This is a genomic window from Marinobacter sp. EN3 (genome assembly GCF_000475315.1).
Lineage (GTDB): Bacteria > Pseudomonadota > Gammaproteobacteria > Pseudomonadales > Oleiphilaceae > Marinobacter > Marinobacter nauticus.
This window is the reverse complement of record NZ_AXCC01000063.1, coordinates 297,540-311,292: the sequence shown is the minus strand read 5'-3', so window position 1 is coordinate 311,292 and position 13,753 is coordinate 297,540. Positions and strand designations below refer to the sequence as shown.

13 protein-coding genes are annotated in these 13,753 nt (G+C 58.1%); 7 read left to right on the top strand and 6 right to left on the bottom strand.

What is annotated here, in order from left to right:
* The first annotated feature begins 134 nt into the window (after positions 1 to 134).
* A complete protein-coding gene (locus Q675_RS35220) occupies positions 135 to 1,574 on the top strand; it encodes an MATE family efflux transporter (protein WP_023012012.1) in 1,440 nt (479 codons plus the stop codon).
* Here Q675_RS35220 and Q675_RS35215 read toward each other — a convergent pair.
* Positions 1,535 to 2,554: a GGDEF domain-containing protein gene (locus tag Q675_RS35215; protein WP_022993415.1), complete on the bottom strand. Its 1,020-nt coding sequence runs from the start codon at positions 2,552 to 2,554 to the stop codon at positions 1,535 to 1,537. The two genes, Q675_RS35220 and Q675_RS35215, sit on opposite strands and share 40 nt — an antisense overlap.
* Before the next feature lie 249 nt (positions 2,555 to 2,803).
* On the opposite strand from Q675_RS35215, the gene Q675_RS35210 reads away from it, so the two are divergent.
* On the top strand, positions 2,804 to 3,931 hold the full coding sequence (locus Q675_RS35210; protein WP_023012011.1) for an HD-GYP domain-containing protein: 1,128 nt from the start codon (positions 2,804 to 2,806) through the stop codon (positions 3,929 to 3,931).
* Between the two features lies 1 nt (position 3,932).
* Here Q675_RS35210 and fghA read toward each other — a convergent pair whose 3' ends face one another.
* Both fghA and Q675_RS35200 read right to left on the bottom strand, forming a co-directional pair.
* Complete coding sequence (fghA, locus tag Q675_RS35205; RefSeq protein ID WP_023012010.1) at positions 3,933 to 4,778, bottom strand: S-formylglutathione hydrolase; 846 nt, start codon at positions 4,776 to 4,778, stop codon at positions 3,933 to 3,935.
* A gap of 33 nt (positions 4,779 to 4,811) precedes the next feature.
* Positions 4,812 to 5,243, bottom strand: coding sequence for a CBS domain-containing protein (locus Q675_RS35200; protein ID WP_023012009.1), 432 nt, complete (start codon positions 5,241 to 5,243; stop codon positions 4,812 to 4,814).
* Positions 5,244 to 5,441: 198 nt separating this feature from the next.
* On the opposite strand from Q675_RS35200, the gene Q675_RS35195 reads away from it, so the two are divergent.
* Together Q675_RS35195 and Q675_RS35190 are read left to right on the top strand one after the other, a co-directional pair.
* A complete protein-coding gene (locus Q675_RS35195) occupies positions 5,442 to 6,803 on the top strand; it encodes an alanine/glycine:cation symporter family protein (RefSeq protein ID WP_023012008.1) in 1,362 nt (453 codons plus the stop codon).
* 184 nt (positions 6,804 to 6,987) lie between these two features.
* On the top strand, positions 6,988 to 7,641 hold the full coding sequence (locus Q675_RS35190) for a peroxiredoxin (RefSeq protein ID WP_023012007.1): 654 nt from the start codon (positions 6,988 to 6,990) through the stop codon (positions 7,639 to 7,641).
* An 80-nt stretch (positions 7,642 to 7,721) separates the two neighbouring features.
* Here Q675_RS35190 and Q675_RS35185 read toward each other — a convergent pair whose 3' ends face one another.
* Genes Q675_RS35185 through Q675_RS35175 form a run of 3 tightly spaced genes read right to left on the bottom strand, consistent with a single transcriptional unit; the run spans position 7,722 to position 10,208 of the window.
* Entirely contained in the window at positions 7,722 to 8,504 is a 783-nt protein-coding gene (locus tag Q675_RS35185) for a MetQ/NlpA family ABC transporter substrate-binding protein (RefSeq protein ID WP_011783807.1), read from the bottom strand.
* A 19-nt stretch (positions 8,505 to 8,523) separates the two neighbouring features.
* The gene (locus tag Q675_RS35180) at positions 8,524 to 9,201 is read right to left on the bottom strand and encodes a methionine ABC transporter permease (RefSeq protein WP_014420171.1); all 678 of its coding nucleotides are present in this window, start codon (positions 9,199 to 9,201) and stop codon (positions 8,524 to 8,526) included.
* On the bottom strand, positions 9,201 to 10,208 hold the full coding sequence (locus Q675_RS35175) for a methionine ABC transporter ATP-binding protein (RefSeq protein ID WP_014420170.1): 1,008 nt from the start codon (positions 10,206 to 10,208) through the stop codon (positions 9,201 to 9,203). The genes Q675_RS35180 and Q675_RS35175 overlap by 1 nt, the downstream gene beginning before the upstream one ends.
* A gap of 233 nt (positions 10,209 to 10,441) precedes the next feature.
* Here Q675_RS35175 and Q675_RS35170 point away from each other — a divergent pair, with 233 nt between their 5' ends.
* From Q675_RS35170 to Q675_RS35160, 3 genes are all read left to right on the top strand, one after another.
* A complete protein-coding gene (locus tag Q675_RS35170) occupies positions 10,442 to 11,821 on the top strand; it encodes an HDOD domain-containing protein (protein ID WP_023012006.1) in 1,380 nt (459 codons plus the stop codon).
* A gap of 99 nt (positions 11,822 to 11,920) precedes the next feature.
* Complete coding sequence (locus Q675_RS35165; protein ID WP_227499600.1) at positions 11,921 to 13,354, top strand: PAS domain-containing sensor histidine kinase; 1,434 nt, start codon at positions 11,921 to 11,923, stop codon at positions 13,352 to 13,354.
* A 2-nt stretch (positions 13,355 to 13,356) separates the two neighbouring features.
* Positions 13,357 to 13,743: a response regulator gene (locus Q675_RS35160; RefSeq protein WP_011783802.1), complete on the top strand. Its 387-nt coding sequence runs from the start codon at positions 13,357 to 13,359 to the stop codon at positions 13,741 to 13,743.
* Positions 13,744 to 13,753 lie beyond the last annotated feature (10 nt).

Sequence of the window (13,753 nt, the reverse complement as noted above, 5' to 3'; positions counted from 1 at the left end):
ACTTTACTGCTTTACGGTGGGTTTTGCAGCGGCGGCAGACGGGGAAACCCCTATAAGCACGAGTCCGCAGGCTGAGGTACCATGGCCGGTCCTGTACCAGTGCCACGCTACAATTCCGGAAAGACCAGAGCGCCATGGACGAAACCCATCAGCCACTACCCGAAGCCCGCCAGCCGCTGATTCAGCGCACGCTCGCCGAGTGGAAAACACTGGCCATTCTGGGCGGCCCAATTCTGATTGCCCAGGTGGCACAGATGGCCAATGGTGTGATCGATACCGTGATGGCCGGCCACGCCAGTGCCGAAGATCTCGCGGCCGTGGGTATCGGCAGCAGCCTGTGGATGCCGCTTTTCCTGTTTTTTATGGGCATGCTCGGCGCCTTGCAACCGATCATTTCCGGCTACAACGGCGCTCGGACAACCCATAAGATCATGCCCGCAACCTGGCAGGGCCTCTACATTGCGGCGGGCGGCACCGTAGTGATGGCGCTGCTGCTGACCAATGTCCATCCCGTCCTGGCCCTGCTGAGACTCGACCCGCACACCGCCGGCATCACCCAGGGTTATCTGGACGCCTTTGCCTGGGGCATACCCGCCCTGTTGCTGATTAACGCCCTCCGGGGCCTGACCGACGGCCTGGGACATACCCGGGTGATCATGGCGTTTTCCGTGCTCAGCACCCTGATCAACCTGCCACTGAACTATATATTCATCTACGGCAAACTCGGGCTGCCCGCCATGGGCGGTGTCGGCTGTGGCTGGGCCACGTCCATCTCCAATGGTGTCGCCGCCATCGCCATGCTGATCTATCTGAACCGCAGCGCGACCTTCCGTCAGTTCCATCTGGTTGCCGATTGGGTAAAACCGGACTGGGCTGGCATTCAGTACATCCTGCGCATTGGCGTCCCCATCGGCTTCACCATCTTCGTCGAAGCAAGCATGTTTGCCGTGATCGCCTTGTTCCTGGCACCGCTGGGGCCAGTGGTGGTCGCCGGGCATCAGATTGCCCTGAATGTGGTGTCGCTGCTGTTCATGCTGCCGCTGAGCATCGGCATGGCGCTGACCCTGCGGGTGAGCTTTCTGGTGGGTGCGCGGGCCCCGGATTCCGCCCGGCTAATCTCCCGCAGTTCGCTGATTCTGGCCTCAGCCATCGCGCTGCTGTTCGCCACCCTGCTGTTCGTGTTCTCCGGCGCCATTGCCAGCCTGTATTCCGGCGATGCCGAGGTTCAGGCGGTCACCATTCGGCTGCTCACCTTCGCCGCCATGTTCCAGATTGCCGATGTTATCCAGGTAACCTGCATCAGCGCCCTGCGTGGCTACAAGGACACCCGCATTCCCATGTTCATCATGCTGTTTTCGTTCTGGGGGGTGGGCCTGCCGCTGGGGTATGTACTGACATTTACCGACTGGCTGTGGCCGGCGCTGGGCGCTGCAGGCTTCTGGGTAGGACTAACCGCCGGACTGACCTCCGCCAGCCTGTTACTCGGCTGGCGCCTGTTTCGTTTTCAGCCACCAACACCCGTTGATGAAGATACTCAGCCTGCAGCCGTGGGGACCGGCTCCGGCATGAGCTGACCGATCTCCTCAGCGTAGACAATCCGGTCGCGCCCGGTTTCCTTGGCGGTGTACAGGGCATTATCGGCCCGGGCCAGCCAGCTATCCACACTCTCGCCATGGCCCAGCAGGGCCACACCAAATGAGGCGGTTACCGGCCCACCGGGGTGTTTCATGTATTTGCGCAATACCTGCTGAAGATTGTTCATCACCGCACGCAGATTCACGCCATCAACACCTGGTAGCAGTAATACAAATTCCTCACCACCGTATCGGAACAGCTGATCGGAACGGCGGGTATTGCTCTCCAGCAGGGCCACCAGCTCGGTGAGCACATCGTCACCTACACCATGGCCATACTCATCGTTGATCTTCTTGAAGTGGTCGATATCCAGCAACACCAGAGCGTAGGGCAGGCCGGAACGCTCGGCATTCGCAGCGGCCACATCCAGCTCTTCATCCATGGAACGGCGGTTCTTTACGCCGGTCAGCGGGTCGATGGTGGCCAGTTGCTCCAGGCGCCGACGCTGGCTATGGTTGCGGTGGGCAAAAACATAGGCGCAGACACTGACCACCACTGCGGTAGAGGAGAATGACCACATCTGCTCCTGGCTGCTGAAGGCCAGCCCAACCACCATCATCGCCAGGATAGCGGACAGGTTAATACCCACCGCAATTCTCGGGCCGACCAAGAAGAAGGTGGTTACCAGGCAGGGATACAACCAGAACAACCCCGGGTCACCCACAATGCTGCCAACCACCACAGCACCGTAGGATGAAATAATCGCCATGACCAGGCCCGTCCTGCGGGTATCCCCCGTTAACCAGGCGTAAGCCATACTCGTCGCAATACCGCCCAGAATCGCGCTATCCACCACGCCCGCCAGCAGGTTGCCCTGCATAAACCGCAGCACCGCAAACGGCGTGATGCCCACCAGCCCGCTGATGCCCAGCAAGGTAATGATGGATAAACGAAAATCGTTTTTCGGACGGTGAAACATGCTGCCCTGGATCCGACAAAAGTATTATTTAGCATCCAAGAGTAGCCCAAGCTTTTCAAACGGTCGTTCCAGGGCAACGATTCTTAACAAATCTACCACCAAAGGCGACATAATGTGACCTGCATCACGCTTTGCTTTTCTCTAATATTCCAATGTAATCCACTTTATAATCGTCCAGGCAACGATCATTAGCTTCAAACCTATTGGCCAGTCATACTATCGCGCACCGGCTGCAGATTCAGGAACATTGTGTCTAACTCACTGATAAGAATAGCCCCCGGGGCACTCACCATAGGCAAGCCACTGCCCTGGGATGTTTTCGACTCAGAAGGCAATATTCTTCTGCGTCAGGGCTATGTGATTCAGACCAACAGCCAGCTCGAGCAGCTGTTTGAAAGAGGGCGCTTCAAGCCCCGAAAGATCGAGCGGCCGAAAGAGGAAGCGTTTGAAGACCTGCGCCAACGGAATCCGTTTGCGGAATACGGTGACCTGCTGACCACGCTGGAAACCACGCTCAAGGCCATTACCTCAGAAGACCCCACCGCCCAGAAGCGCCTGCTGGGCCTGTGCCGGATGCTGGATAAAACCTGCCAGGAAGCTCCCGACGCCAGCCTGGCGCTGGTGCACCTGTACTCCATCGGCCCCACCATCCATGAACAGATCCTGTTCTACGGCATCCTGTGCCATTTCATCGCCCGCCAGTTCGGGCTGGAGGAAAAGCGAGCCACCGTGTTGACCGCTGCCGCGCTCACCGCCAACCTTGCGCTGGTGCCAGTGGCCGACCAGCTCAACGCCTCCAACAAGGTGCTCACGGACGACCAGCGCGCGGTGATTCGCAAACACCCCCTGCGCAGTATCGACGCGCTGAAGTCTGCCGGCATCAGCAACAAGCTGCTACTCCGGATTATTGCCCAGCACCACGAGCAGGCGGATGGTTCAGGTTATCCGGAGGGCCTCAGTGGCGGGGAAATCCTGCCAGAAGCGGAAATTCTGGCGCTGTCTGAACGCTATGTGGCGATGATTACCAAACGGGCCTATCGCAACCGGATGAACATCACCGAGGCCCGCAAACTCATCGCCACCCTGGCAGATGGCAAGTTCCGGCCGGCCATTCCGCGTTCATTGCTGCTGGTACTGGGCGATCATCCCCCGGGCATGCTGGTCCGGCTGGTCAACAACGAGGTGGGGGTGGTTACACGCCGGGCGGATCGAACCCGGGGACCTTTCGTGAAGGCGATATTCGGCCCCCGAGGCAACCGCTACAGCGGCACCGTTGAGCGCGATACCAGCCTGCTGGAATACAACGTGCGCGCGCCGGAGGAGCCCGAGATCATGCCATCCATGGATTTCAGCATGCTCTGGGGGTTCCGCTCCTGAATCAGATCAGCCCCAATGCCCGGGCATGATGGTTCAGGTGGTCATCAATAAACGAGGCGATAAAGAAGTAGCTGTGGTCATAGCCCCGATGCATACGCAGGTTCAGGTGATGGTGGAATTTCTCGCACACATCGGCCAGGGCATCCGGGTTCAGCTGGCTGTCCAGAAACTCATCGGCGGTTCCCTGGTCCACCAGTAGCGGCAACCGTTCCTTCGCGGTCGGAATCAGCATGGTGGCATCCCAGGCTTCCCACGCCGACTGATCGTCACCCAGGTATCCGGTAAACGCCTTCTGGCCCCAGGGGCAGGCCATGGGGTTGGCAATTGGAGCAAAGGCCGATACCGACTTGTAATACCCGGGGTTCTTCAAAGCCGCAATCAGGGCCCCGTGCCCACCCATGGAATGGCCACTGACCGAACGTTCGCCGTTCAACGGCAGCTCGTTTTCCACCAGCTGCGGTAGCTCCTTGACCACATAATCATACATCCGGTAGTGCGGCGCCCAGGGCTGCTGGGTCGCGTTCACATAGAAGCCGGCTCCGGAGCCGAAATCATAGCTGTCATCCTCGCCGGGCAAATTCACCCCTCGGGGGCTGGTATCCGGGCAGACAATGGCCAGGCCCAGTTTTGACGCCAGCTTCTGGGCACCGGCTTTCTGCATGAAGTTCTGGTCAGTACAGGTGAGGCCCGACAACCAGTACAGCACCGGCACGTCTTTGGCCTGAGCACCCAGCGCCGCAGGAGGAAGAAACACCGCAAATTCCATATCGCACTCCAGGGTGGCGGAGGTATGGCGATAGCGGCGGTGTTCGCCATCGAAACAGACGTTGGTGGATAACAGTTCCATAGATTCCCCCGGAGTTAAAGATTTGGTTAGTGATCAGTCCTCAGCACCAGCATAGCTGGGTTTATCGACACTGAAACCGGACTTGGCAAATTCCGCCAGAATGGCAGTACGCGTTACGATACCAACCAGTTTGCCATGATCAACAACCGGGTACACTTTCGGCTTGCCGGCCCCCAGATTCTGGGCCAGATCCACCACCGACATGTCCGGTGATACCGTCATCGGCTGCCGGAACATCACGTCATCCACAAGGGGATCGCCTTCATGGTGGTAATTGCTGACCAGTAGCGAGTGTATACAGTCCTGTTCCGAGACAAAGCCCAGCACATGGCGATGGTCATCCACCACTGGCAAACCGGTGACGTGATTGGCCAGCAGGGCTTTTACCACCTTGGTGACCGGCGTACCACAGCGTATCGGTTCAATGTGGTTCCACATCACTTCAGATATTTTCAATGAGCGCATCGACAACTTCCTTTCAGACATAATAACTGTGCCCGATTGAGCACTTCCATACCCTAAACATAGGCAAAGCACACAGAAATGAAAAACCGGCGTTATGAAAACGGTTTACATCGGATAATTGTCGACTAAACTCAATGGGTTATGCCCTTTCAGGGCTCAATAATCCTGATTCATCCGTGGTAAACAGTGGGAGAACCCATGGAAGCCATTTCCAATTTTGTAAGTGAAATCAACGGACTGGTATGGGGCCCTCCCATGCTGGTGATGATTCTGGGCGTCGGCCTGTTTCTGAGTATTGGCCTGAAACTGATGCCGATCATGAAACTGGGGGCCGGTTTCCGCCTGATGTGGAGCGGCCGGGCCCGCGGTGACGAGGATGACGGCGATATTCCCCCGTTCCAGGCCCTGATGACCGCACTGTCTGCCACCGTGGGTACCGGTAACATTGCCGGTGTTGCCACCGCAGTCTTCCTAGGCGGCCCCGGTGCGCTGTTCTGGATGTGGCTCACAGCCCTGGTGGGCATGGCCACCAAATATTCAGAAGCCGTTCTGGCGGTTCGCTTCCGGGAAGTGGACGAGCGCGGCAACCACGTGGGCGGCCCCATGTATTACATCCGTAACGGCCTCGGCAGCAAGTGGGCCTGGCTAGGCATCCTGTTTGCGGTGTTTGCCTCGGTGGCCGCCTTTGGCATCGGTAACACGGTTCAGGCCAACTCCGTCGCCGATGTGCTGGAAACCAATTTTGGCCTGCCCCACTGGGTAACCGGTGTGATCCTGATGGTACTGGTGGGCATGGTACTGATTGGCGGTATCAAGCGTATCGGCCAGGTAGCCAGTGCGCTGGTGCCGTTTATGGCTGTGTCCTATGTGCTGATTGGCCTGATCGTACTGGCCATTAACGCCAACCAGATTCCGGAAGCCATCAGCATGGTATTCAGCTATGCCTTCAGCCCGGCTGCAGCCGAGGGCGGGTTTGCCGGTGCTGCGGTCTGGGCAGCCATCCGCTTTGGTGTGGCCCGGGGCATCTTCTCTAACGAAGCAGGTCTCGGCTCTGCCCCCATCGCCCACGCGGCAGCGCAAACCAAGAACCCGGTCAAGCAGGGCATGGTGGCCATGCTGGGCACCTTCATCGACACCATCATTGTCTGTTCCATCACCGGCCTGGTCATCATCACCTCCGGTGCCTGGACGTCCGGCGAAACCGGGGCGGCACTGACTTCCCTGGCCTTTGAAACCGGCCTGCCGGGCTTTGGTAACTACGTGGTGGCGATTGCCCTGGCGATCTTCGCGTTCACCACCATCATTGGCTGGTCTTTCTACGGCGAGCGCTGTATTGAATTCCTGTTCGGTGTGAAGGCCATTCTGCCTTACCGGGTACTGTGGATTGTGGCCATTCCGGTGGGCGCCACCATCAACCTGGGCTTTATCTGGCTGGTGGCCGACACCCTGAACGCCATGATGGCACTGCCCAACCTGATCGCCCTGCTGCTGTTGAGCCCGGTGGTGTTCAAACTGACCCGGGAGCATTTCGACAAGCAGAAAGCCCTGGGCGTGAAGTAACACCCTGTCTATGCAAGCTGCTCATAAGGATGTGAGCAAACCGTTGGATGCGCCAGATCAAGTCGCCCTTGTAACTGGCGCATCCAACACCACAGTTACTCGTATACACTGATCAGACAACAACGGCGGGCAACGCCGGCGCAATACACGAATTTGCCAACAACCGTGTCGAAGGAGAGTAAGTATGAGTCTGCGTCTTGGAGATACTGCACCGGATTTTGAACAGGATTCCACCGAGGGCCGCATTCGCTTTCACGAGTGGCTGGGCAATAGCTGGGGCGTGCTGTTTTCCCACCCGGCCGACTTCACCCCGGTGTGCACCACCGAGCTGGGCCTGACTGCCAAGCTCAAAGACGAATTTGCCAAACGTAACGTCAAGGCCATTGCCCTGAGTGTCGACCCGGTCGATTCTCACCACGACTGGATCAAAGACATCAACGAGACCCAGGGCTGCACGGTCAACTTTCCAATCATTGCAGACCACGACCGCCAGGTGTCCGAGAAGTACGACATGATCCACCCGAACTCCAACGACAGCCTGACCGTGCGTTCGTTGTTCATCATCGACCCGAACAAGAAGGTTCGACTGATCATCACCTACCCGGCATCCACAGGTCGGAACTTCAATGAAGTGCTGCGGGTAATCGATTCCCTGCAACTGACCGACGAACACCGCGTGGCCACACCCGGCAACTGGGAGAGTGGCAGTGATGTGGTGATTGTGCCGTCCCTGCAGGATGAAGATGAGATCAAAAAGCGCTTCCCGAAAGGCTACAAAGCCGTGAAGTCCTACCTGCGGATGACACCAGACCCACGTGCTAACTGGAGTGGTGACTGATCCACCGCCACAAACAAAAAGGGCAGCCAAATGGCTGCCCTTTTTTATGCTTGACAGCACCTGAAGGCACTCCGTTCCGATCAGAACGCCGGAACAACCGCACCCTCATACTTCTCCTTGATAAAGTCTTTCACCGCATCGGATTTCAAGGCATTGGCCAGCTTCTGCATGGCTTCGCTGTCCTTGTTGTCCGGACGGGCGACCAGGATGTTCACGTACGGAGACTCGGAGCCTTCGATCACCAGAGCATCTTCAGACGGGTTCAGGCCCGCTTCCAGCGCGTAGTTAGTGTTGATCAGCGCCAGGTCCACCTGGTTCAGGATACGCGGCAGGGTCGCCGCTTCCAGTTCCTTGAAGTCCAGGTCTTTGGGGTTGTCGGCAATATCACGCGGGGTCGCAGTGATCTTGCTTTCGTCCTTCAGGGTAATCAGGCCCGCTTTCTGCAGCAACAGCAGAGCACGGCCACCGTTGGTGGGGTCGTTGGGGATGGCCACAACCGCACCTTCTTTCAGCTCGTCCAGAGACTCGATCTTGCTGGAGTAGGCGCCGAACGGCTCCACGTGAACGCCGGTCACAGTCACCAGGTTGGTGCCACGGCCATCGTTGAACTCATCCAGGTACGGCTGGTGCTGGAAGAAGTTGGCATCCATACGCTTCTGATCAACCTGGATGTTGGGCTGCACGTAGTCGGTGAACACCTTCACATCCAGCTCCACACCCTGTTCCGCCAGGGCCGGCTTCACGAATTCCAGCAGCTCGGCGTGGGGTACCGGAGTCGCGGCTACGGACAGTTGTTCTGCCGAAGCAGCGGTCGAGAAGGTTGCAACAGCGGCCAGAGCCACCAGAGTTTTCTTCAGGTTCATAACAAATCTCCTGCGTTAATTATTTACGGCTGAAATACAGAACCAGGCGATCGCCCGCCATCTGCAACACCTGCACAAAGATCACCAGCAGGGCCACAGTAATCACCATCACGTCGGTCTGGAACCGCTGGTAACCGAACCGGATCGCCAGGTCGCCAAGGCCGCCGCCACCAATAACGCCAGACATGGCTGCGTAAGACACCAGAGTAATGGCCGTTACCGTAATGCCCGCGATAATGCCGGGAAGTGCCTCCGGCAGCAAGGCACCAAAGATGATCTGTCGAACATTCGCACCCATGGCCTGGGTTGCTTCAATAATGCCCCGGTCCACCTCCCGCAAGGAGGTTTCCACCAGGCGGGCAAAGAACGGAGCACCACCGGCCACCAACGGGGGAATCGCGCCGGCCACTCCCAGGGAGGTGCCGATCAGCATTACCGTGAACGGGATCATCACAATCAGCAGGATGATGAAGGGCACAGAGCGCAGCACATTCACAATAAACGACAGGATGGCGTAGGCCACCGGCTGTTCCAGTAACTGTCGCTTGCCGGTCAGGAACAACAGCACTCCTATGGGCAAGCCAATCAATACGCTGAACAACAGCGACATGCCCACCATCACCAGGGTATCCCAGCTGGCCCAGCCAATTTCGGCCCAGTCCACGTTCCCCATAAGGCTTTCCATCAAGGCTTCCATCAGCGCACCACCTCCACATGAACTTCAGCGGCTTCCAGCGCTTTCATGGCAACCTCCAGATCGCCGCCCACCAACGACAGGGTCAACTGGCCGTAGGGCGTGTCCTTGATGTGATCAATCCTGCCCGAGAGAATACTGAAATCCACACCGGATTCCCGGGCAACACTGCCCAGCAACGGTTTGTAAGTGGATTCCCCCTTGAATGTCAGGCGCAGAATACGACCCTCGGCTTTCTGCAGATCTTCCTGCAGCTCATCGCGATCCACATTTTCGCTTTCGAACACAAAATCCCGGGTGGTCGGGTGCTGGGGGTGCAGAAAGACTTCACTGACTGGCCCCATTTCCACCACACGGCCGGCGTCCATCACCGCCACCCGGTCACAGACACGGCGCACCACATCCATCTCGTGGGTAATCAGCACGATGGTCAGGCCCAGTTCCTTGTTGATGTCCGCCAGCAGCTTTAGCACCGACTGGGTGGTTTGTGGATCCAGGGCGCTGGTGGCTTCATCGCACAGCAAAATAGTCGGTCGGCAGGCCAGGGCGCGGGCAATGCCTACCCGCTGTTTCTGCCCGCCAGACAACTGGGACGGATATTTGTTGGCATGATCGCTCAGGCTCACCCTTGCCAGCAGCTCATCCACCCGACTGCGAATTTCAGCCTTGGAATAAATGCCCGCCAGTTTCATCGGGAAGGCAATATTGTCAGCCACCGTCTTGGACGACAGCAGATTGAAATGCTGGAAAATCATGCCCACTTTGCGTCGGAACGCCCGCAACTCTGCGGCGCTGTAGCGGGTGATGTCCTCGTCGTCGATCAGGATGCGACCGCCGGTGGAGGGTTCCAGTTTGTTGATCAGTCGGACAAGGGTCGATTTGCCCGCGCCGGAGTGGCCGACGATGCCGAACACCTCACCGGTCTCGATGGTCATACTGGTGGGATGCAGCGCGGGGATCGCCCGGCCAGCCACCTGGTACGACTTTTCTACCTGGTCAAATACAATCACGATCAGTGCCTTGCAGATGCGTCGTTAAAACCGGCGATTATAGCCTATTCAGGGGGCAAACCCGAATCCCGCCCGGTGGCCGGCAGGTGGGTAGTTGCCCTTACACCAAAAGGTACCTGACAGACCCGTCCCGGCTCAGCTAAACTCGTATCCACAAAGAACATTAACAACTGTCCACCATTCCGAGGCGCGCCCCTTCCGTGACTACTCCGTCCGAAACTTCGCCCTCAAGGATGAACTCAACCCAGGCATGGGTTTCCTACCTGAGCAAGGTAGAGTTGCCGGTTTTGGCCAACACCCTCCGGCAGATCAACGAACTGACAGACAGCCGCAACAGTACCGTCAATGAGTTGGCAAACGTGATTCTCAATGATGCCCAGCTCACCTCCCAGGTGCTCCGGTTATCCAACACGGTGTTTTACAACCAGACCCGCACCCAGGTCAGCACGGTCAGCCGGGCCATCACGCTGATCGGCTTTGATGCCGTGAAGTCCATGGCGATTTCGTCTCTGATTGTCGATTCCCTGCTTAAACGCAATGATCGCCCCCACCTGCTGCGATGCCTGGCCAGGGCGATTCACGCCGCGGTACAGGCCCGGTGTCTGATGCCCAAACGCACCGAGCACGCCCTGGAAGAAGTCTTTATCGGCGCGTTGCTGATGAACATTGGGGAACTGGCTTTCTGGTCCTGCGAAACCGAGCAGGCCAGCGAACTTGAAGAGCGCCTGCGGCTGGAAGAGCCCCCGGTCGAAGCCCAGAAAGCGGTGCTGCAAACCACCTTTACCGAAATAACCCGCGGGCTGGTGGATGCCTGGTCGCTGGGACCGTTCATCAAGGAAGTGGTAGCGCCGGGAAAAGCCAACTCCATGGCCAGCAGCCTGGTCCGCAACAGCGTCGAAATGGCCCGGGTGTCCGAGAACGGCTGGAGCGGGGCCGAGATGGACAAGGTGCTCGAGAAGCTCTCTGACGACATCGGTGAAACCCCCGCCGCCATCCGTGATCAACTCAAGGTAAACGCCCAGGAAGCCAGCAAAGTGGCGGTTTCTCTGGGCATCCCGCAAGTGACCGCTCTGCTGCCGGGCAACCAGGAGTCAGTCCCCGATGCCCCGGCCATGGACTCCGATCTGCAACTGCAGATTCTGCGGGAGCTAACCCAGACCCTGGCGGAAAAACCGGACATCAATGAGGTCTGCCAGTTGGTGATTGAGGGGATTCACCGGGCCATCGGCATGCAGCGCGTAGCCCTGTTGATGACCGACCGCTCCGGCGAATTACTGGTACCGCGCAAGGTAGGTGGCCGCGGCACCGAAGAGTGGCGCGAGCACTTTGTCATAAAGAAAGACGGCACCGGGCCCCTTGGGCCGCTGTTGCCTCATGGCACCTGCGCCGTCTATGAGCCTCGAAAGCAGACCGAGGGCGTACCCTACGACCGCTGGCTGGGGAAAGTTCCGGCGCTGGCAGGCTCGCTGAAAGCCAAGGGCCGATTGGTAGGCTTGTTCTACGCTGATAATGCGGCCGCAGGCTATGTGCCATCGGAACAGCAATTGGCGGCGTTTGGCCACTTCATCCAGAACGCCCAGTTGTGCCTGACCCTGATGTCAGCACGAGGCTGATTCCGGGGTTTACTGGAAAAATACAAAGCATCAACCATACTTCTTTTTCACAGGGAGCTCACCAAATCCGTTCTAGGCATGGAGCATCAGACTGTGGAAATGGAAACCGCCACAATGCGCCCCTCCCCGGCCGATGCCGTGGTGTTGCTGCGACCAGACGGGGTCGTGGAAGACTGGAACAGCGCTGCGGAGATCCTGCTGGGGTTCACGCGGGAAGAAGCGGTGCAGCAGCCGCTTGCCGATCTTATCGAGCTTACGGATTCAGAACACCGGGCGCTTACCCTGGATTTTGGTGACTGTGGACGCAGCCTGTCCACGCAGGGCCTGTGCCGGTCTAAAAAAGGCCAGTCCTTTCCCGTCGAGGTCGTTTGCAGCCCGGTCGATGTTCAGGGCGACAGCCTGGTGGTTACCCTGATCCGGGATGTTTCAGAACTCAAGCGGGCCGAGCAGAAATTCCGGGGCTTACTGGAATCGGCGCCGGATGCCATCGTCATTGTCAAACAGGGCGGCCGCATAGTGCTGGTGAACTCGCAGGCGGAATCCCTGTTTGGCTACCACCGGGACGAGATGATCGGCCAGAACGTCGAAATCCTCATGCCCGAACGTTACCGGGGCCAGCATATTGGTCATCGGGATGGCTTTTTTAAAGATCCCCGCGTTCGACCTATGGGCATGGGCCTTGAGCTGTTTGGTCTCAGAAAGGGTGGCATCGAATTCCCCATTGAAATCAGTCTCAGTCCGCTGGAAACCGAAGAGGGCATACTGGTGTCCAGTGCGATTCGCGACATCACCGAGCGTAAGCGCTTCGAGCGCGCCCTCCAGGATAAAAACCAGGAACTTGCCACCGCCAACAAAGCCAAGGACCAATTCCTGGCCAGCATGAGCCACGAACTACGAACCCCGCTCAATGCCATCATCGGCTTTACCGGCACCTTGCTGATGGGCCTACCCGGACCACTGAACGACGACCAGAAAAAGCAGCTCGGTACCGTGCGCTCCAGTGCACAACACTTGTTATCCCTTATTAACGACTTGCTGGACCTTGCGAAAATCGACGCGGGCAAACTCGAACTGAAGCCAGAGAACATCAATCTGAACCAGTTGCTCGAAGAAATACACGGTACCTTCAGCCTGCAGGCTCGGGAAAAGGCTCTCGAGCTTGGTCTGCAACTACCCGATCAGCCCGTCAACCTGGAAACGGACCGACGCGCTCTGAGCCAGATCGTCATGAACCTGATCAGTAACGGCCTGAAGTTTACCCACGAGGGCGGCGTCTATGTCACCCTGGTGCGCCCGAACCCCCAATCGGTGCATGTTTGCGTCCGGGATACCGGCCCGGGTATTGATACCTCGGCTCAGGAAAACCTGTTTCAGCCCTTTTCACGCGGGGTGCTGTCATCAAGGCGCACGGAAGGCACTGGCCTGGGCCTGTACCTGAGTCAGAAGCTGGCCAACCAGTTGGGCGGCAACATCCAACTTCAACGTTCCGATGCCAGCGGTTCGGAATTCCTTCTGAGCCTGCCGGGTGGATGACCATGAAAGCCACCGTGCTGCTCGTGGAGGATGATATGGCCAGCCTGGAACTGGCCGCTTACCTGCTGGAGCATCAGGGCTATCGGATCCATCGGGCCGAGGATGGTCGCCAGGGCCTGGACATTGCGCGACGCCTGGTCGATCAGCTGGATCTGATTCTGAGCGATATTCAGATGCCCAACATGGATGGCTATGAACTGCTCCGGGAACTGCGCGGGAACCCGGCTATGGCGGGCATTCCAGTCGTTGCCATTACAGCGTTTTCCATGCGCGGAGACGAGCAGGCCATCCTGAATGCGGGATTTGACGGCTATATTTCAAAACCCATTGATCCAGAACGTTTTACCACTCAGGTAGGCCAGTGGTTATCGGCTGAACCACGGTCTTAACTTGCCAGCG

What these genes read in the sequence shown, in the direction of transcription:
- Q675_RS35220 (WP_023012012.1), top strand. Translation starts at nt 135, where the DNA reads ATGGACGAAACCCATCAGCCACTACCCGAAGCCCGCCAGCCGCTGATT.
- Q675_RS35215 (WP_022993415.1), bottom strand. Translation starts at nt 2,554, where the DNA reads ATGTTTCACCGTCCGAAAAACGATTTTCGTTTATCCATCATTACCTTG.
- fghA (WP_023012010.1), bottom strand. Translation starts at nt 4,778, where the DNA reads ATGGAACTGTTATCCACCAACGTCTGTTTCGATGGCGAACACCGCCGC.
- Q675_RS35200 (WP_023012009.1), bottom strand. Translation starts at nt 5,243, where the DNA reads ATGCGCTCATTGAAAATATCTGAAGTGATGTGGAACCACATTGAACCG.
- Q675_RS35195 (WP_023012008.1), top strand. Translation starts at nt 5,442, where the DNA reads ATGGAAGCCATTTCCAATTTTGTAAGTGAAATCAACGGACTGGTATGG.
- Q675_RS35190 (WP_023012007.1), top strand. Translation starts at nt 6,988, where the DNA reads ATGAGTCTGCGTCTTGGAGATACTGCACCGGATTTTGAACAGGATTCC.
- Q675_RS35185 (WP_011783807.1), bottom strand. Translation starts at nt 8,504, where the DNA reads ATGAACCTGAAGAAAACTCTGGTGGCTCTGGCCGCTGTTGCAACCTTC.
- Q675_RS35180 (WP_014420171.1), bottom strand. Translation starts at nt 9,201, where the DNA reads ATGGAAGCCTTGATGGAAAGCCTTATGGGGAACGTGGACTGGGCCGAA.
- Q675_RS35170 (WP_023012006.1), top strand. Translation starts at nt 10,442, where the DNA reads ATGAACTCAACCCAGGCATGGGTTTCCTACCTGAGCAAGGTAGAGTTG.
- Q675_RS35165 (WP_227499600.1), top strand. Translation starts at nt 11,921, where the DNA reads ATGGAAACCGCCACAATGCGCCCCTCCCCGGCCGATGCCGTGGTGTTG.
- Q675_RS35160 (WP_011783802.1), top strand. Translation starts at nt 13,357, where the DNA reads ATGAAAGCCACCGTGCTGCTCGTGGAGGATGATATGGCCAGCCTGGAA.